The organism is Arthrobacter sp. AD-310, from assembly GCF_054656615.1.
This window is the reverse complement of record NZ_BAAHNO010000010.1, coordinates 27,000-43,589: the sequence shown is the minus strand read 5'-3', so window position 1 is coordinate 43,589 and position 16,590 is coordinate 27,000. Positions and strand designations below refer to the sequence as shown.

General features: G+C 65.8%; 17 protein-coding genes. 8 read left to right on the top strand and 9 right to left on the bottom strand.

Translation table 11 applies throughout. The features are described from left to right. The first annotated feature begins 8 nt into the window (after window positions 1-8). Both ACYQ1Z_RS06800 and ACYQ1Z_RS06795 read left to right on the top strand, forming a co-directional pair. The gene (locus tag ACYQ1Z_RS06800; protein WP_459791729.1) at window positions 9-746 is read left to right on the top strand and encodes an IclR family transcriptional regulator; all 738 of its coding nucleotides are present in this window, start codon (window positions 9-11) and stop codon (window positions 744-746) included. Between the two features lie 112 nt (window positions 747-858). Next, window positions 859-2,046 carry a 4-hydroxybenzoate 3-monooxygenase gene (locus tag ACYQ1Z_RS06795; protein ID WP_459791728.1) on the top strand — a complete coding sequence of 396 codons (1,188 nt, stop codon included), beginning with the start codon at window positions 859-861 and terminating at the stop codon, window positions 2,044-2,046. Window positions 2,047-2,050: 4 nt separating this feature from the next. Here the strand turns inward: ACYQ1Z_RS06795 and ACYQ1Z_RS06790 are convergent, their stop codons facing one another. Then, on the bottom strand, window positions 2,051-2,590 hold the full coding sequence (locus ACYQ1Z_RS06790; protein WP_459791727.1) for a TetR/AcrR family transcriptional regulator: 540 nt from the start codon (window positions 2,588-2,590) through the stop codon (window positions 2,051-2,053). Between the two features lie 55 nt (window positions 2,591-2,645). Here ACYQ1Z_RS06790 and ACYQ1Z_RS06785 point away from each other — a divergent pair, with 55 nt between their 5' ends. Further along, window positions 2,646-3,701 (top strand): FAD-dependent monooxygenase, encoded by a 1,056-nt coding sequence (locus ACYQ1Z_RS06785; protein WP_459791726.1) that lies wholly within the window; start codon window positions 2,646-2,648, stop codon window positions 3,699-3,701. Here ACYQ1Z_RS06785 and ACYQ1Z_RS06780 read toward each other — a convergent pair whose 3' ends face one another. The 5 genes from ACYQ1Z_RS06780 to ACYQ1Z_RS06760 all read right to left on the bottom strand — a co-directional run bounded on the left by ACYQ1Z_RS06780 (window position 3,702) and on the right by ACYQ1Z_RS06760 (window position 8,884). Next, a complete protein-coding gene (locus ACYQ1Z_RS06780) occupies window positions 3,702-5,531 on the bottom strand; it encodes an ABC transporter permease (RefSeq protein ID WP_459791725.1) in 1,830 nt (609 codons plus the stop codon). It abuts the gene before it with no gap. After that, window positions 5,528-6,595 (bottom strand): ABC transporter ATP-binding protein, encoded by a 1,068-nt coding sequence (locus tag ACYQ1Z_RS06775; protein WP_459791724.1) that lies wholly within the window; start codon window positions 6,593-6,595, stop codon window positions 5,528-5,530. Before ACYQ1Z_RS06775 ends, ACYQ1Z_RS06780 begins: the two co-directional genes overlap by 4 nt. A 42-nt stretch (window positions 6,596-6,637) precedes the next feature. Then, a complete protein-coding gene (locus ACYQ1Z_RS06770) occupies window positions 6,638-7,714 on the bottom strand; it encodes an extracellular solute-binding protein (RefSeq protein ID WP_459791723.1) in 1,077 nt (358 codons plus the stop codon). 178 nt (window positions 7,715-7,892) lie between these two features. Continuing rightward, entirely contained in the window at window positions 7,893-8,327 is a 435-nt protein-coding gene (locus ACYQ1Z_RS06765) for an acyl-CoA thioesterase (protein ID WP_459791722.1), read from the bottom strand. Window positions 8,328-8,380: 53 nt separating this feature from the next. Further along, window positions 8,381-8,884, bottom strand: a complete 504-nt coding sequence (locus ACYQ1Z_RS06760; protein WP_459791721.1) for a GNAT family N-acetyltransferase — start codon at window positions 8,882-8,884, stop codon at window positions 8,381-8,383. Between the two features lie 157 nt (window positions 8,885-9,041). Between ACYQ1Z_RS06760 and ACYQ1Z_RS06755 the strand changes: the two genes are divergently transcribed. Together ACYQ1Z_RS06755 and ACYQ1Z_RS06750 are read left to right on the top strand one after the other, a co-directional pair. Then, window positions 9,042-9,557 (top strand): MarR family winged helix-turn-helix transcriptional regulator, encoded by a 516-nt coding sequence (locus tag ACYQ1Z_RS06755; protein ID WP_459791720.1) that lies wholly within the window; start codon window positions 9,042-9,044, stop codon window positions 9,555-9,557. Window positions 9,558-9,887: 330 nt separating this feature from the next. Further along, on the top strand, window positions 9,888-10,823 hold the full coding sequence (locus tag ACYQ1Z_RS06750) for a serine/threonine-protein kinase (RefSeq protein ID WP_459791719.1): 936 nt from the start codon (window positions 9,888-9,890) through the stop codon (window positions 10,821-10,823). On the opposite strand, the gene ACYQ1Z_RS06745 is transcribed toward ACYQ1Z_RS06750, so the two are convergent. Continuing rightward, the gene (locus tag ACYQ1Z_RS06745; protein ID WP_459791718.1) at window positions 10,820-11,494 is read right to left on the bottom strand and encodes a histidine phosphatase family protein; all 675 of its coding nucleotides are present in this window, start codon (window positions 11,492-11,494) and stop codon (window positions 10,820-10,822) included. The two genes, ACYQ1Z_RS06750 and ACYQ1Z_RS06745, sit on opposite strands and share 4 nt — an antisense overlap. 117 nt (window positions 11,495-11,611) lie before the next feature. After that, window positions 11,612-13,054 carry an adenylosuccinate lyase gene (gene purB, locus ACYQ1Z_RS06740; RefSeq protein WP_459791717.1) on the bottom strand — a complete coding sequence of 481 codons (1,443 nt, stop codon included), beginning with the start codon at window positions 13,052-13,054 and terminating at the stop codon, window positions 11,612-11,614. Between the two features lie 170 nt (window positions 13,055-13,224). On the opposite strand from purB, the gene ACYQ1Z_RS06735 reads away from it, so the two are divergent. Beyond that, on the top strand, window positions 13,225-13,527 hold the full coding sequence (locus tag ACYQ1Z_RS06735; RefSeq protein ID WP_459791716.1) for a hypothetical protein: 303 nt from the start codon (window positions 13,225-13,227) through the stop codon (window positions 13,525-13,527). Beyond that, entirely contained in the window at window positions 13,524-14,873 is a 1,350-nt protein-coding gene (locus ACYQ1Z_RS06730) for an alpha/beta hydrolase family protein (RefSeq protein WP_459791715.1), read from the top strand. Before ACYQ1Z_RS06735 ends, ACYQ1Z_RS06730 begins: the two co-directional genes overlap by 4 nt. A gap of 10 nt (window positions 14,874-14,883) precedes the next feature. Here the strand turns inward: ACYQ1Z_RS06730 and ACYQ1Z_RS06725 are convergent, their stop codons facing one another. Next, window positions 14,884-15,309, bottom strand: coding sequence for a phage holin family protein (locus ACYQ1Z_RS06725; RefSeq protein ID WP_459791714.1), 426 nt, complete (start codon window positions 15,307-15,309; stop codon window positions 14,884-14,886). A 122-nt stretch (window positions 15,310-15,431) separates the two neighbouring features. Between ACYQ1Z_RS06725 and ACYQ1Z_RS06720 the strand changes: the two genes are divergently transcribed. Beyond that, a complete protein-coding gene (locus ACYQ1Z_RS06720; protein WP_459791713.1) occupies window positions 15,432-16,550 on the top strand; it encodes a histidinol-phosphate transaminase in 1,119 nt (372 codons plus the stop codon). Window positions 16,551-16,590 lie beyond the last annotated feature (40 nt).

Below are 16,590 nucleotides of genomic sequence, written 5' to 3'. Positions count from 1 at the left end.
GGTGCGGCGTGGCGAACTCGAAGTCCGGTGATTCGGTGGTGGACCGGATTGTCCGGCTGATCTCCGCCTTCCCGGCGGACGGCGCACTGCAGCTGTCCGACCTGGCGGCCCGTGCCGGCCTTCCCCTGACCACCACCCATCGCCTGGTACGGCAACTCGCCGAGCACAACCTCCTGGACGCCGCTCCGGGTGGTGTGGTCCGGCCCGGGCTGCGGCTGTGGGAGTTGGTGAACCGGGCCTCGCCCGCCCTTGCCCTCCGCCAGGCGGCGATGCCTTTCATGGAGGACATCCAGCAGGTCCTGAACCAGAACGTGAACCTGGCCGTGCTGGACGGCTGGGAAGTGCTGTTCGTCGAAAGGCTCTCACGGCGGGGCTCTGTCGCCAACCGGGCCCGCGTGGCGGGACGGATGCCCGTGCACATCACGTCCGCCGGCCTGGCCCTGATGGCGCACCAGGACAACGCGCTGCAGGCGGCATATCTTAAGCAGTTCGCCGACCCAGACGGGAAGCTCGCCGTCGACGACGTCCGCGCACTTCTCGCCGAGGCCGCGAGGCAGGGCTTCGCGCAGTTGCAGGGGGTGGTGGATCCGGACACGTGGGGCATCGCCGTCCCCGTGCTCGACCGCCGGAAGCACGCCGTGGCTTCGCTCGGCGTCGTGGTTCCCCTGCAGGAGGTGAGGCTGCAGGCGCTGGTGCCGGCCCTGCAGACGGCGGCGCGGGGCATTGCCCGCAGCCTCGGTTCCTAGACGAACCATTCAACGGAATTACTGTTACGTCCGTCACGGGTCCTGCCCCACACTGGTGGCAGAACCAGTAACCCGGCACCGCTTGGCGGGCCCGCAATGAAGCGAGACGAACATGGCACGGAAAACCATCACCACCCAGGTAGCCATCATGGGCGCCGGCCCCGCGGGGCTGATGCTGTCCCACCTGCTGGCGAAGGCCGGCATCGAGTCGACGGTGGTCGAGGTCCGCAGCCACGACGAGATTGCCCGGACCGTCCGCGCCGGCATCCTGGAACACGGGACCGTGAACCTGCTGGTTGACAGCGGCGTCTCCGACCGCGTGCTGACCCACGGTGACCGGCATGACGGCATCGAACTCCGGTTCAACGGCGAGAGCCACCGCGTCGACTTCAAGGACCTGGTGGGCGAATCCGTATGGCTCTACCCGCAGACGGATGTTTTCACGGATCTCGCCGCGCGCAGGAAGGCCGACGGCGGGGACGTCCGTTACAGTGTGGCAGACACCTCCGTGCATGACCTGGAGGGCAGGCCAAAGGTTTGGTTCACGGATGCGGACGGCGTGGAGTTCGAGCTGCAGGCTGACTTCCTGGTGGGCGCTGACGGGTCCCGCAGCCACTGCCGGTTCCAGATTCCCGAAGCCCACCGCAAATGGTACTTCCACGAGTACCCTTTCGCGTGGTTCGGGATCCTGGCCGAGGCCCCGCGCAGCTCCGACGAACTGATCTACGCCAACTCCGCCAACGGCTTCGCCCTCATCAGCCAGCGCACCGAGACCGTCCAGCGGATGTACTTCCAGTGCGATCCCAAGGAAAACGTGGCCGACTGGGACGATGACCGGATCTGGGCCGAGTTCCGCAGCCGGGTCAACGGCAACGGCTTCGAGCTCAAGGAAGGGCCGGTCATTGAAAAGATGGTGCTGCCGTTCCGCAGCTTCGTCCACACCCCCATGCGCCACGGAAACCTCTTCCTGGCCGGCGACGCGGCCCACACGGTCCCGCCCACCGGCGCCAAAGGCCTGAACCTGGCCATCCACGACGTCAAAATGCTGTTTGAGGGGCTGGACAGCCACTACAACTCCGGCTCGGACCAGCTGCTCGAGGTGTACAGCGACCGCGCGCTGGAGCGGGTCTGGAAGGCCCAGCAGTTCTCCTACTGGATGACCACCATGCTCCATACCCCGGCCGACGCCGACGACTTTTCCCGCGCCCGCCAGCTCGGCGAGCTCAACTCGGTGGTCTCGTCACGCCATGGCATGGCCTACCTCGCCGAGGCCTACACCGGCTGGCCCGGCCGCCCCTAACCACCTAGGGGGCCAGCAGGCGGCGGATGGCCGAAGCGATGGCCGCCACGTCCGGTGTCTCGTCCCGCCTCACTGTCAGCAGGTGGAGCATGAGGCCATCGCCGTAGTCTGCCAGGTCCCGCGCCCGGGTTGCCGCGTCGGCCACGCCGAGGGAGGTCAGCGCCCGTTCCAGGTTGCCCACCAGGAGGTAATGGCCGGCGGTCACAGCCTCGGGGCGGTCCAGCGAGAAGGCCATCCGTGCCCGGTTGATGCCCGCGTGTTGCGTGGTCAGGAGCGTCACCATGGAGGCGAGCTGGGTGGCCAGCTCGCCGATATCCTTCGGCGGACCGGCCGGGCCCTGTTTCCGCAGGAGGTCTGCGTCGAGCTCAAGCAGGCGGTCAAGGACTCCGTCAAGGAGGGAGGCCCGGCTCCGGAAGTAGTTTGAGGTGGTCCCTTCGGCCTGCCCGGCCGCGGCGTCGACCGCCCTGTGGGTAAGTCCCTTCATGCCCTTGTCCGCTACAACGTCGAGGGCTGCATCGAGCAGTTGGGTGCGGCGGTCGGGCATGGCTCTAGTCTAGTCAGGCCTTCCCGCACTACTACAAAAGTAGTAGAATCGCGTCATGGAGAAGATTTCGATCATCGGTGGCGGAATCGCGGGCCTGGCTTTGGCGGCGTGCCTGGACCAGGACAGGTTCCAAGTGACAGTGCACGAGAAGCGCCCGGAGCTCCCAACGGTCGGCAATGCACTGGGAATGTGGCCCAACGCCCAGCGTGCCCTGGCGCGGGTGGGAATCCTTGACGACGCGCGGGCGCTCAGCCCCGTCATCGGCACCGGATCCGTCCGTAACGCCCAGGGTGAGCCCTGGATCACCGTCAATGCGGGGGACATGTTCGGCATCTCCCGGGTTGACCTGTTGCGCTTGCTGGACGGAGCCGTGCCGGGGGCAGTCCGCCGGAGTGTCAGCCACGTGCGGACCCTTCCGTCGGACGGAAGCTTAGTTGTGGGTGCCGATGGAGTCCACAGCGTGGTCCGCAGCCACGCCTGGGGCGCCGCCGCGGATGCCCGGCTGAGCCCATACCTTGCCCTCCGCGGCACACTTCCAACTCCAGTTGCCCAGGATGAGGTGGGTGAGTACTGGGGCCGCGGCGACCTCTTCGGCATGGCCGCCGCGCGGGGCGGCTCCTTCTGGTACGCCAGCTACCGCTCGAGCGCAGGCCCCTACGGCATCGATGCAGCCGCAGCCCTGGAGCAGACCCGGGAGCGTTTCACGGGTTACGCGCCTGCCATCCGGCGCACCCTGGCCGCAGCCACTCCCGAAGAATGCCTTGTGCAGCGGCTCTGGATCGTTCCGCGCCTCGGCTCCTACGTCCGCGGCCGGACAGTGCTCATCGGCGATGCCGCACACGCCATGATGCCCACCCTGGGCCGCGGCGCCTGCGAGTCGCTGGTGGATGCGGTGACACTCGCCGATCTCCTCAACACGTTGCCCCGGGACCAGGCACTGCACGCCTACGACCGGCAGCGGTGCTTCCGGACCCGGGCCCTGAGCGTGGCGTCCTCGGCGCTGGGGCGCGTCGCCCTCGCCGAAGGCGCCCAGCCCTTCCGTGACCATCTGCTCAACCTGGTCCGACGGCGGAACGCACGCGCCGCCGTCGGGAGCACCCCCGCGGGCTAATCAGCGTACGGGCGCCGCCGGCAGCTTGCTGTCCGCCGCCGCGGCAGCTGCTCCCGCGACCGGCGGAACCTCCCCTGAGGCCGGAGAACCGGCCGCAGGTGGGACCGCCGGCAGCCGCTTCCGCCCGCTGCGCCGGCCTGCCCGGCCGTACACCAGGTACATGGTGATCCCGGTGATGATCATCAGGAGTACCGTGTACACGAAGGTGTTGGCGATGCCCTCCGTGCCTTCGGCGCCGTCGGTGTTGTTCTTGATCACCAGGCCCAGCGGCTGGACCAGCGGGTGCGCCAGGAAGATCGCCGTGTCGTAGTCGTCCAGCAGGCTGTTGAAGTTCAGTGCGGTGATGGCGGCCGCCGCGGGAAGGACCAGCGGCAGGAGGATCCGCCGGAACACATACAGCGTCTTGGCGCCCATGATGGCGGCCGCCTCCTCCAGCGACGAGTTCACCGAAGCAAAGGACGCCTTGAGCATGCGCAGCGTGAACGGGATCTTCACCGTGATGAAAGCGATCAGCAGGATCACCGTGGTCCCGGTCAGCACGGCCCCGCCCACCAGCGGGTTGGGGTGGTCGTAGCTGATGATCAGGCCGAGGGCGAGCAGCGCTGAGGGGAGGATCCACGGGATGTGCAGCAGGTACTCGAAGAGGGATGCCACCCAGTTCCGGTACTTCTGCAGCAGCCGGGCAACAAACAACAAGCCGCCCACGGCGATCAGCGCAGCGAGGGCGCTGTAAACCACACTGACCAGGAACGGCCGCAGCCCGGACTGCTGGGTCAGCACCCGGATGTAGTTGTCCAGTGTCAGGTTGCCCGGCGAGAGCTGTCCGGTCTGGATGGCCGCGCCGTCCGCGAACGAGTACAGCACAATCAGCAGCACTGGCAGCAAGTACACCGCGAACAGCAGGTACGCCACCGCGTGTACTACACCGTTCGCAACCGGGTTGGTGATGTCCTGCTTCTGCAGCTCCGAGGACACCTTGGATACCGAAAAATACGTGCCGCCCTTCTCCAGCCGGGTCATCACGGCCAGCATGAGCACGGTGGCCAGGCCCAGGATCACGGCCAGCAGCGCGGCAAGGTCCCGTGAGGTGGGGCTGTTGGTGAAGGTCAGGATCATCGGGGTGATGGTCTGGAAGTCCCGGCCGCCCAGCACCTGCGGGGCACTCAGCGCGCCCAGCCCGGTGAGGAAGGACAGGATGGTGACGGCGAACAGCGTCGGCTTGAGCATCGGAAGGACGATCCGCCGCAGGATGGTCCACGTGGAGGCGCCCAGGTTCTTCGCCGCCTCGATGGTCTGGTAGTCGATGCCCTTCAGCGCGTTGGCCACGAAGAGCATGTGGTTGGTGGTGGTGGCAAAGGTCATGACCACCAGCACCGCGAAGAACCCGGAGAACCACGCCGGGTCCATGCCGGGGAATACCTGCAGCAGCAGGGAGGTGACAATACCTTTGTCCCCGTAGATGAACTTGTATCCGGCCGCCAGCACAATGCCGCCGTAAATGAAGGTTGTGGCGTAGCCCAGGAACAGGATCCGGGAACCCCGGATCCGGAAGTAGTGCGTCACGAGGACAATGAAGATCCCCACCACGTTGACAGTGATGGACAGCGCCACCGCCAGCAGGAAGCTGTTGCCCAGCGCCTTCATGGCCCGCTGCGATGAGAACAGCTTCTCGGCAGCCCGCCCCGAAAAGCTGCCGTCCGGAAAGAACGTTGCAATCAGGACGTTGATGTTGGGCCACACCAGGAACGCTGCAATAAACCAGGTGAGCACCACGCCCACCACCAGCACGAACGGGGAGCGGGCCATCGCGCGGACCGGCGTGTTGCTCATGGCAGGGCTACCGCCGGATCCTGCAGCCGCAAGGCGGCGCCGGTTTCAGGCCTGTACTGCAGGATGTGCGCCGGCTGGACGTAGACGGTGGCCTCGGTCCCGGGCTCGGGGTGGGCGCCGCCGTCTTCCCGCACCAGCAGCCGGAGGTCCGCGCCGTGCGCGCGCACCACGTACCGGCTGTGCAGGCCATGGTAGGTGCGGGACAGCACCTTGCCGGAAAGCCCGACGGCGGCACCTCCATTGGCCGGAGCGTCCAGGGATGCTTTTTCCACGCGCAGGTAGGAGCGGGCCTCGGTGCTCAGCCCGGCGCCGGAGAGCCGGTTTACTTCTGCGACGAACTCCGGCGTCAGGGCCGAACTGTCACCGATGAAATTGCAGACGAATTCGGTGGCCGCATGGTCATAGATCTCCTGCGGCGTACCGACCTGTTCCACAACGCCCTTGTTGAACACTGCCACGCGGTCGCTCATGGCAAGTGCTTCGTCCTGGTCGTGGGTCACGTACACGGTGGTGATGCCGAACTCACTCTGCAGATCCTTGAGCTGCTGCCGGAGCTGGTGGCGGAGCTTGGCGTCCAGGTTCGAAAGCGGCTCGTCGAGGAGCAGGATTTTAGGCCGGAGCACCAGGGCCCGGGCCACCGCCACCCGCTGCTGTTGCCCGCCGGAAAGCTCCGCCACGTTCTTGGCCAGCTGCTCGTCACTCAGCTCCACCCGGCGGGCGATATCGCGTACCAGCCGGTCGCTGTCCGCAGGTTTTTCCTTCCGGACCCGCAGGCCGAATGCGATGTTCTCCCACACACTCATGCTGGGAAACAGGGCGTAGTTCTGGAACACCATGCCCACCTGCCGCTTGTCGCTCGGCAGCCTCGTGACATCCTTGCCGTCGACCCGGACGGTGCCCTTGGCCGGCTGGATGAAGCCCGCCAAGGTGCGCAACGCCGTCGTCTTCCCGCAGCCGGAAGGGCCCAGGAGGGTGAAGAATTCGCCCGGCTGGACGTGCAGGTCCAGGTGCGGGATGGCGGTGAAATCGGCGAAGGAAACTTCGATGTTGTCCAAGCGGATCATGGTTAACCTGTCCTGTGGTGCGTGGCTGGTCGGAAAGCCGGATTACGTCATGTACTCCAGTTCGATCTTCTCCACCCAGGCGCCCATGTTTTCCTGCACGAAATCCCAGTCGATGTCCTGCTGCTTGAGGTCGGCGAAGAAGTCCACCACCTCGGGGTTCGCCCGGGTTGCTGCTTCCTCATTAACCGGCATTGAGTTGAACTGTTTGGCGAACTCGCCCTGGACCTCGGCGCTGCCGAACCAGTCGATGAACTTCCGGGCCTGTTCCTTCTTGTCGGTGCCCTTGACCAGCGCGATCTGCTCCACAGCGAGCGGCACGCCGACGGACGGGATGACGGTCTCGACGTTTACGTTGAACGACTTCTCGCGCTCGGCGATGATCGAGGACGGCATCTGGCCCATGTCCACTTCGCCGGACTGGATGCGGGCGAAGAGGTCGGTCTTGGCGACAGCGGGGCTGCCGTTCTGGAAGTACTGCTCCACCTGCTTCCAGCCCTCATCCGAGATGCCGAGGTCGCCGGAGTCGTCGCGGTAGCGGCTGAGGATGCCGGCGAAGACGAGCTGTGCGGTGGCTGTGCCCAGGCCGGTCACGCGCTCGTACCGGTCCTTGAACTCATCCTTTGTCCAGAGGTCGGTCCAGTCCTTCGGGGCGGCATCCTTGGAGATCTTGTCCGAGTTGTAGCCCAGCAGGATGGCCTGCTTCACCAGGGGCCAGTAGGTTTCGCCGTCGGCGAGATCTGTGTCCACCTGATCGGCCCACGAGGGCTCATAGGGTTCCAGCGCATCCTCGGCCTTGATCTGGGAGAAGTACATGTTGTTCAGCCCAAAGGCCACGTCCGCAATGGGGTTGTTCTTCTCCGCGATCAGCTTGTTGGTGGCATCCGCGCCGCCCGCACCAACAATCTCAATCTTGAAGCCGGCCTCGGCGGCCTTGGCAGTCACCCATTCGCCGCGGCCTTCGCCGTTGGAGTTGGTGTAGACGACCAGGGTTTCGCCGGATCCGCCTGCAGGAGCCGAGGAAGCTTCGCCGGAAGCGGCAGGGGACGTGGGGCCCCCGCCGCAGCCGGCAAGGAGGGTGGCGGCGACGGCGGCAGCCACCAAAGCTTGAACTTTACGCACGATCAGGACTCATTTCTGACTGGAACCGGAGCATGTCCGCACAGCCTAACGCCGGGCATGCGGAAAAGGGGGCTGTTATTCCTATCGATTCGATAAACAGCCCGGCTGTCCAATATCGTCCAGTCTGAAGAACAGCATCCGGCGTCGGGGTAAACGCCGGATGAAACGTCCCGGCGTGCTAGTCCTGAACTGCGGTTTCCGTGAGGTGGTGCGTGGGGATCCGGTCCCGGTCGTAGGTGATCCCGGTGTAGCCGTGCGGCTCCGGCTTGCCTGCCTGGTTGAGGTTGACGAACACGATCTCCTCGATGGTGAGGATGCTCTGCCGGGTGATCATGTTGCGGACCTCCGCACGCATAGTCAGGGAGGTGCGGCCGAATTTCGTGGCCGTCAGGCCCATTTCGATCAGGTCACCCTGGACGGCGGAACTGACGAAGTTGATCTCCGAGATGTATTTGGTGACGGCGCGGCCGTTGCCCAACTGGAGGATGGCGTAGATTGCCGCTTCCTCATCAATCCACTTCAGCAGGCTTCCGCCGAACAGGGTCCCGTTTGCGTTCAGGTCCTCGGGACGGACCCACTTGCGGGTCCGGAAGGTGATGTCTGCTGTTTCCATAGGCCGAGATTAGCGGAGGTCCGGGGACGTCCGTGGAGTGTGACGCTTGCCAGCTACGCCATCGCCGTGTGCGCCGCGCTCCGCGAGTTGATGCTCTTGGCATAGCAGTACGAGTGCTCCAAGCCGATGTAGGGACCGAAGTTTGGGACCGGTTCGAAGCCGGAGTTCTGGTAGAAGTTCCGCCCGTCCGGCTGCGCTGAGCCGGCCTCCGCCTTAATGCGCGTGATTCCCTGTTTGTACGCCTCCGCCTCGAGGGCTGCCAGGATGGAGCTGGCCACTCCAGAACCCCGGGTGTAGGGAAGGACGTACAGGCGTTTGATCTCCGCGGTGGACGGATCCAGCAGGCGCAGCCCTCCGCAGCCCACCGGCTGGCCTGATCCCTTGTCGTACGCCACTATGAATACGGCACAGTCAGCTTCCGACGGCGGTGTGCCGGGTTCATGGTTCGGATTGCCGAAGCGCGCATCCAGTTCGGCCTGCTGTGCCCGCCGCAGGTCGGCCCCCACGGGGTTCGACCATGAAACCTGCCGGATGTTGAGCCGGGGGTTGGTCTGCATGTCTGCCTCGATTCGCCGAAGGGTCTGTGCTTTCCAAGGCTAGAAGCGCGCGGTTACGCGGGTGTTTCTCCAACGTAAGCGTCAGGAGAACCTAGAAAGGCGCACCTACTGCAAGGTAGCTTGGCAGTCTAGTAAGCAGACTGTCTAAAATAGTTCCATGGCTTTTTCTGGCAACGAAGGCTCCGGTTACTGGTACGGCCCCAACGGGCAGTTGGATTACGGGGCGGCCGTCTTGAAATCCTTGCGCGATTACCGCGCGGCCGAGACGGCGATCCGCAGGTCGACGCGGGACTCCATGGGCATGGGAGAGACGGATATCCTCGCCCTGCGGTATCTGCTGCGCGCCCAGGCCTCGGGTAAGGCGGCCGTCCCCAAGGACCTTAGCCACTTCCTTGGCATTACCAGCGCGTCCACTACTTCGCTGATCGACCGGCTTGTGGCCAGCGGCCATGTCCGCCGGGAAGCGCACCCTTCGGACCGCCGCTCCGTTGTTGTGGTGCCCACGGTCGAATCGGACGCTGAGGTGCGGGAAACGCTGGGCGCCATGCACCGCAGGATGATGTCTGTTGCCGAGGGGCTGACGGCGGACGAGGCACGGGTCATTATTGGCTTCCTCCAGCGGATGACCGAGGCGTTGGACGTGTCCGAGGAAGCAGCCCACAAAATCCCCTAGACAGACTAGCTAGTTCGTCTAGCAATATGTAAGCTTAGGATCAGCCCCAGCCCCCACCCTTATGGAGCCGTGAGTGTTGATCTCCTGCACAGGAAACAAGTCCCGCCCCGCCGGTGCCGTCCATTGCGGCACGGCCATGGACCTGGTTACTCCAGTTCTCGCATGGACCAGGACGGGTTACACCTTTGAACCCGAAGGCGTCTGCAGGGATGAGTTGCCTCCGGTGTGGCGCTGCCAGTGCGGCTTCCAGCTGGATGCGTGGCTGCCCGCGGCTGCGCCGGCGATGCAGGTGCCGGCGACCTCTGCCATGAGCTTCGGGCCATACCCGGGATGAGCGCGCCTTCCGCTCTTGCACCGGCGGCCCAACGCCCTGGCCCTCCGGACGGGGGCCTCGTCGTCGCCGACAGGTTCCAGCTGAAAGAGCGGCTGGGGCGCGGCTCCGGGGCAGAGGTTTTCCGGGCTGTTGACCTTTCGGGCGGCCCGGATGTGGCGGTCAAGGTGGCTGTGGACCGCTCGGAAAGGCAGCACGAGCGGATCAGGAACGAGGCGTCAGTCCTGGCAGGCCTCCGGCACCCTTCCATCGTCAGGTTTGTCCAGCAGGGCGTGGAGCCAGGCACAGGGCCGCTGGGCGGGCGGCCTTTCCTCGTGGAGGAACTGGCTCTGGGAACCAGCCTTTCGGAAGCAGCACGGAGCGGCATGGCCAGCCCCAATGTGGCCGCCCGCTGGGCCGCGGGCCTCTTTGCTGCGCTTGAACATGTTCACTCCCGCGGGCTGGTGCACCGCGATATCAAGCCGGCCAACATCATGCTCAGCGGCCTGAGGAGGAGTCCCGTCCGCATCATTGACTTTGGCATCGCGGCAGTTGCGGGGACCGCCCCTGAACTGGGGGTATCTTCGGGGACTGTCCACTACATGAGCCCCGAGCAGGCGGCCGGCGGTGTTGCAGCCCCGTCCGGGGATGTCTACTCGGCCGGGCTGGTCCTCCTGGAACTCCTCACCGGAAGCAAGGCGTTTCCCGGCACCGCCATTGAAGCGCTCGTGGCCCGCACCCTGCGCAGCCCGGACGTTCCGGGGTTCCTTGGTCCGCGCTGGAGCCCGTTCCTCCGTTCACTCACCGCCATGGACAGCGCAGAACGTCCCTCCGCGGGCGAGGCCGCCGCCGTCGCGGCACGCCTCATCCCGCCGGCTCCCGCAGCCCCGTTGGAGACCCGCGCTTGCCCCCTGAACACGGCATTCCGGAAGCGCCGCAGCCGGCAAGGCATCTAGGGCACGGCCGAATCCATCCCGGTCGGGTCCTCCGCCGTCGGGTCTGCCAGCGCCAGTCCGCCAATCGGGCTGCCATCCCAGTGGATGAGCTTCCAGCCGGAGTCAGGGTCCCCTTCGAGGGCGACGATCCCGGTATTGGCCAGGACATGCTTGGCCGCGAATTCGTGGTCGATTCCTTCCGCCCGGCGCCCGGCCCAGGTCCGGATGGCCGCGCCGTGGCTCACCACGGCCACCGTGTCCTGTTCGCCGGCTGCCTGTTCCACTGCGCGCAGGATGGCGGCGTCGAAACGCTCGAAGAACGCGTGGCCGTCGGGTCCCGCCGGCATGCGGCGGTCAAGGTCACCGGCCGCCCATGCGATCACGGTCCCCATGTATCGCTTGTGCGATTCATGGTCAGTCAGCTTTTCCAGGGAGCCGGCCTCAATTTCGTGCAGGCCCGCCAAAACTTCAACCTCGAGGCTGCGCAGCTTTCCCAGCGGCGCGGCGGTGATTTGTGTGCGGATCAGGGTGGAGGCGTACAGGGCACCGATCGGCTCGTTGGCCAAGGACCGGGCCATGGCTTGCGCCTGCCGCTCGCCAAGCTCTGTCAGTCCCGGCCCCGGGTGCGCGGTGTCCAGCTGTCCGAGGACATTTCCGGGGGTCTGGCCGTGGCGGATGAGCAGCAGTTTCATGGTCACCAGTGTCCCACCCCCCGGGGGCGATCGGCGGTGGCGGGAAAAACGAAGGCGCCGGGCCCTGCGAGGCCCGGCGCCGCCGTCGTGAATTCTCCCTGTGTGCTGGCGGAACGACTACTTGAGGTGGTCCACCAGCTGGTCCGCGATGCCCGTGTACTTGCCGGGCGTGAGCGCCAGCAGCCTTGCCTCGGCCTCGGCCGGGAGGCCCAGGCCCTGCACGAATTCCTGCATGCGGGCAGCGTCCACCCGCTGGCCGCGGGTGAGGTCCTTGAGGCGCTCGTAGGGGTTTTCCATGCCTTCGGCGCCGGCAATCGCCTCGGCACGCATGACCATCTGGATCGCCTCGCCCAGGACCTCCCAGTTGGTGTCCAGGTCGCTGGCCAGCACGTCCTCGGCAACATCGAGGCGCTCGAGGCCCTTGGCGACGTTGGAGATGGCCAGCAGGGAGTGGCCGAACGCCACGCCGATATTGCGCTGGCTGGAGGAGTCGGTGAGGTCGCGCTGCCAGCGCGAGGTCACCAGTGTGGCGCCGAGGGTGTCAAGGAGGCCGTTGGAGATCTCCAGGTTGGCTTCGGCGTTTTCGAAGCGGATCGGGTTGACCTTGTGCGGCATCGTGGAGGACCCGGTGGCACCGGCAACCGGGATCTGCGCGAAGTAGCCGATGGAGATGTAGCTCCAGATGTCGGTGCAGACGTTGTGGAGGATGCGGTTGAAGCGGGCGACGTCGGCGTACAGTTCGGCCTGCCAGTCGTGGCTTTCAATCTGCGTGGTGAGCGGGTTCCAGGTCAGCCCCAGCCCTTCCACGAAGGACTTGGCGACTTGCTGCCAGTCTGCGCCGGGGACGGAGGCGACGTGGGCGGCGTAGGTGCCGGTGGCGCCGTTGATCTTGCCCAGGTATTCGGTTTTGGCGATGCGGTCCAGCTGGCGGGTCAGGCGGTGTGCGATGACCGCAAGTTCCTTGCCGAGCGTGGTGGGGGTGGCGGGCTGGCCGTGGGTCCGGGACAGCATGGGGACAGCGCGGTTTTCTTCAGCCATCTTGCTGATCTGGGCCACGAGCGAGCGGGCCGCGGGCAGCCACACGTCCTCCACAGCACCTTTGACGCCGAGGGCGTAGGAAAGATTGTTGATGTCTTCCGAGGTGCAGCCGAAGTGGACCATGGCCGTCAGGTTTTCGATGCCGATGGCGGGGAGCCGGCGGCCAATGTAGTATTCCACGGCCTTGACGTCGTGGACCGTGACGGCCTCGATTTCGGCGAGTTCGGCCACGGATGCGGCGTCGAATTCGGTCACGATGGCACGGAGCTGGTCCTGCTGGTCCTTGCTCAGGGCGCCTGCCCCGGGCAGGACGTTGTTGCTGGTCAGGTGGATGAGCCATTCGACCTCGACAGCGACGCGGTCGCGGTTCAGGGCGGCCTCGGAGAGGTAGTCGACCAGGGGAGCGACCGCTGACTGGTAACGGCCGTCCAGGGGTCCGAGTGCGATTTTTTCCGGTGACGCGGCGAGGGCCTGGCGTCCTGAGGGCGTACGTGTGTCAGCTGTGGCGGCAGTTTCAGGCATGGGCCAATTCTTTCACGAACTCGAGCGGCGCCTTAAGCGGGCAGGCCACGTTACTTGTCCACATAGCCGACGCCGGCGCTTCGGTTCCGGCGGTGCCTTCCGTAGCGTGGAGCGCATCAGGCAGGCCAGGAAGGCAGTGGCCCCCGGTTGAATGGGCGGAGGGAGTGGAAATGGGCGAAGGTCCCGACGCCGCCCTGTGGGGCTCCGGTGCCCGCCGCAGCGTGGAGGTGCAGCAGCTCGCCGCCAGGCTCCTTTTATGCGAGGCCCGGGCTGACGAGGTGCTTGCAGGGTTTTGGGCGATCCAGATGTCGCAGTGGCAATCCCCGGCGGGGCAGGCATACCGGAACAGGGTCGGCCTGGAGGCGGTCGCCCTGCGCCGAACAGTCGAAGCCCTCCGGGAAGCAGCAGCCTCGGTCAGCGGGCACGCACGCGCAGTCCTGACCTCCGATTGCACTTATGGCGGAAGTTCGTGAAGGCTGACGTCACGCCACAGGATACGGGCGGCGGCTTTCAACTGTCCGGGCCTGCCCGGGACGGCAATCTAGTGATCTCCGGCGGCATCGGCGGCATAACCTTCCAGCTGCAGGAGCTTGCCGCCGGGGCCGCGAAACTGGATCAACTCTCCTCCGCACTCGGGGACATCGAAAGGGAGCTGCACTGTATCTGGGATGAACTGTGCCAATTCCAGAATGAGCCGCGGGCCACAGGAACCACGGCTCTTGCGGCGGTTTGGGCTGCTAAAGACAGTGTGGCGTCGGTCAGGACGCAGTTGCAGGCGATCAGCGGGAAGGTCTCCGACTGCCGGCGTGACTATGAAACAGCTGAGGGCTTCTCGCGGACACTCAGGAGCCTGGGGATCCCGCATCTGCCTGCCGACTACGAGCAGCACGCGGATTTTTGGAGGACGGGGTTCCTGAACCGGCATGCCATGGAGTCGCTGGTGGCGGAATCCGTCACTGCCATGGGCCCGATCAAGTCGCTCCTCGAGGAAGTTCTCCCCGGGTACGCCCCGAAGCCGCTCGAAGTAATGCAGGAAGAATCCCTCGGGATAGACCTGGAGGCCTCGCCGGCAGGCCTGCTTGAGCGGATCCGCCTAATCGAGGCACGCGGTAACGGATACATCGAGGTCATCGAAGTGCAGCGCGACCACCGGACGGCGTATGTCGTGGTCATCCCGGGCACCCAGATGGAGGATGCAGATTCCGGAACGAACCCGTTCGACCTGGGCGGGATCGCCGACGGCCTGGGCAGCCGCTCCGCGGGGGTCAACGCGGCTGTCCTCAAAGCGCTTCAGGCCGCCGGAGCTGAACCGGGTGCACAGGTAGTGGCCGCCGGTTACAGCCAAGGCGGGATCCATGCGATGAACTTCGCAGCCGACGAACAGGTGCGTTCCCGGTACAAGGTGGAGTACGTCCTGACGGCGGGGTCACCGGTCAGCCGGATCACACCCCCGCCGGACGTCACCACCCTGCATCTGGAACACAGGACCGACTGGGTTCCAGGAAGCGACGGCTCTCCCAACGCCGATGGCGGCAGCCAGGTCACCGTGACGATGGTGAACAACCTGTATGTGAAAACAGGGGAAGACGTTGGCCTGGGCCCCGGGCACCGTCTTGGCGGATACGAGGAAGGGGCGCGGCTGGTTGCAGCCAGCGCTGACCCGTCGCTCGTGCACTCCACAGCCATACTGGGCAGCGTGCTCGGTGCCGGCGGAGCGGCCAAGGCGACCCGCTTCTCGCTGTCCCGCTCCGGCCGGCCGCTGCCCGTGATGACCCAGCAGGGTGGGCCGGTTCGCGAGCGGGGACACGGTGGGCGTTAGCTTGCCCGATTCAGCGCCGCCCTCCGGGGAGCAGGCCGGCGACCAGTGAAACCAGGGAGATGATGATGGCGGCCAGGACTGCCGTCCAGAAGAAGGAATCGATGGTGAATTTCACCGGGGTATAGCTGCTGATCCAGGACGTCAGGTACAGCATCCCGGCATTAATGACAATCGTGAACAGGCCAAGGGTCAGGATGGTGATGGGCAGGGCCAGCAGCCGGACGATGGGGCGGACCAGCGCGTTCACCAGGCCAAAGATCGCGCCGATAAACAGGTAGGCCAGGATCAGGCCGATGGTGTCCGTGCCCTCGGTGACGCCGGTCTTGGCTACCGCCTCAGAGGTGGCCGAACTGGTGATGTCGAGCCCCGGCAGGACCCAGCTTGCCGCCCACAGTGCGGCCGCATTGATGATGACCCGAATAATGAGGGAGCCCATGCACCCATGCTTGCACAACGGGCCGGGAATCGGCTGGACCTCTCGGACGCGGGGATCCGGAGGTTACCACCCTCCCCGGGAATCCCGGCCGCTGTGCGGCGGTGCGAAGTAGGCTATGAGGCATGACCTCACCAGAAATCCTGGCCGGCGGAGCAGCGCCGCGCCCGGTCGTGGGCCGGCTTCCCCGGTACGCGGCAGGAAAGCCGCCGGCCGCCGTCGAAGGACTTGCCAGTTACAAGCTCTCCTCCAACGAGAATCCGCTCCCGCCGCTCCCCGCGGTCCTCGAGGCCATAGCCCGCCGGACAGACTTCAACCGCTACCCTGATCCGCTGAGCAGCAGGCTCCGCGCCGCGCTCGCCGGCTTCCTCAACGTCCCCGCGGACGACATCGTTACCGGGGCCGGCAGTCTTGGCGCCCTCAACCAGATCCTCTCCGCTTTCGCAGGGCAGAACGACGACGGCAAGCCCGACGAAGTCATCTACGCGTGGCGCTCCTTCGAGGCCTATCCCATCAGCGTGGGCCTGTCAGGCGCGGCGAGCGTCCAAATCCCGGTGACCCCGGAGGGCCGCCACGACCTGGAAGCCATGGCGGCCGCAGTCACGGCCCGCACCCGGGTTATCCTGCTGTGCACTCCCAACAACCCCACAGGTCCCGCACTCACCGCCGCCGAAACCGAATCCTTCATCCGCTCCGTTCCCGCGGACGTGGTTGTCGTGATCGACGAGGCCTACCAGGAGTTCGTAAGGGCCGACGGTGCCGTGGATGGTTTGGCGCTTTACCGGAAATACCCCAACGTCGTGGTGCTCCGGACGTTCTCGAAGGCGCACGGACTCGCCGGACTGCGGGTGGGGTACAGCGTGTCCAATCCGGCCATCACGCAGCATCTTCGGGTGGCCGCCACGCCGTTCGCGGTGTCGCAGATAGCAGAAGAGGCGGCCATTGTTTCGCTCCAAAATTTCCCGCAGGTTGTAGAAAGGGTACAAACCCTGGTGGACGAGCGGGCCCGGGTAACAGCGGGGTTGCGGGATCTTGGCTGGACCGTGCCCGACGCCCAGGGGAACTTCGTGTGGCTGGACCTTGGACCGCGCAGCACCGAGTTTGCCGAGCTTGCAGGAGCGCGGGCGCTGTCTGTCCGCGCGTTCCCCAATGAAGGCGTGCGGGTCAGCATCGGCGAGGCGGAAGCCAACAGCCGGTTCCTCCAGTTATGTGCGGACTATACAAAGGGTCCGGGGGCTTCCTAGCGCTTAACAAGTGGTCCCGTGGCTACCTACTGCAGATAAA

Coding starts and splice junctions, on each gene's coding strand:
- ACYQ1Z_RS06735 (WP_459791716.1), top strand. CDS start 13,225: ATGGGCGAAGGTCCCGACGCCGCCCTGTGGGGCTCCGGTGCCCGCCGC.
- ACYQ1Z_RS06760 (WP_459791721.1), bottom strand. CDS start 8,884: ATGCAGACCAACCCCCGGCTCAACATCCGGCAGGTTTCATGGTCGAAC.
- ACYQ1Z_RS06765 (WP_459791722.1), bottom strand. CDS start 8,327: ATGGAAACAGCAGACATCACCTTCCGGACCCGCAAGTGGGTCCGTCCC.
- ACYQ1Z_RS06720 (WP_459791713.1), top strand. CDS start 15,432: ATGACCTCACCAGAAATCCTGGCCGGCGGAGCAGCGCCGCGCCCGGTC.
- ACYQ1Z_RS06755 (WP_459791720.1), top strand. CDS start 9,042: ATGGCTTTTTCTGGCAACGAAGGCTCCGGTTACTGGTACGGCCCCAAC.
- ACYQ1Z_RS06790 (WP_459791727.1), bottom strand. CDS start 2,590: ATGCCCGACCGCCGCACCCAACTGCTCGATGCAGCCCTCGACGTTGTA.
- ACYQ1Z_RS06795 (WP_459791728.1), top strand. CDS start 859: ATGGCACGGAAAACCATCACCACCCAGGTAGCCATCATGGGCGCCGGC.
- ACYQ1Z_RS06745 (WP_459791718.1), bottom strand. CDS start 11,494: ATGAAACTGCTGCTCATCCGCCACGGCCAGACCCCCGGAAATGTCCTC.
- ACYQ1Z_RS06725 (WP_459791714.1), bottom strand. CDS start 15,309: ATGGGCTCCCTCATTATTCGGGTCATCATCAATGCGGCCGCACTGTGG.
- ACYQ1Z_RS06785 (WP_459791726.1), top strand. CDS start 2,646: ATGGAGAAGATTTCGATCATCGGTGGCGGAATCGCGGGCCTGGCTTTG.
- ACYQ1Z_RS06775 (WP_459791724.1), bottom strand. CDS start 6,595: ATGATCCGCTTGGACAACATCGAAGTTTCCTTCGCCGATTTCACCGCC.
- ACYQ1Z_RS06750 (WP_459791719.1), top strand. CDS start 9,888: ATGAGCGCGCCTTCCGCTCTTGCACCGGCGGCCCAACGCCCTGGCCCT.
- purB (WP_459791717.1), bottom strand. CDS start 13,054: ATGCCTGAAACTGCCGCCACAGCTGACACACGTACGCCCTCAGGACGC.
- ACYQ1Z_RS06780 (WP_459791725.1), bottom strand. CDS start 5,531: ATGAGCAACACGCCGGTCCGCGCGATGGCCCGCTCCCCGTTCGTGCTG.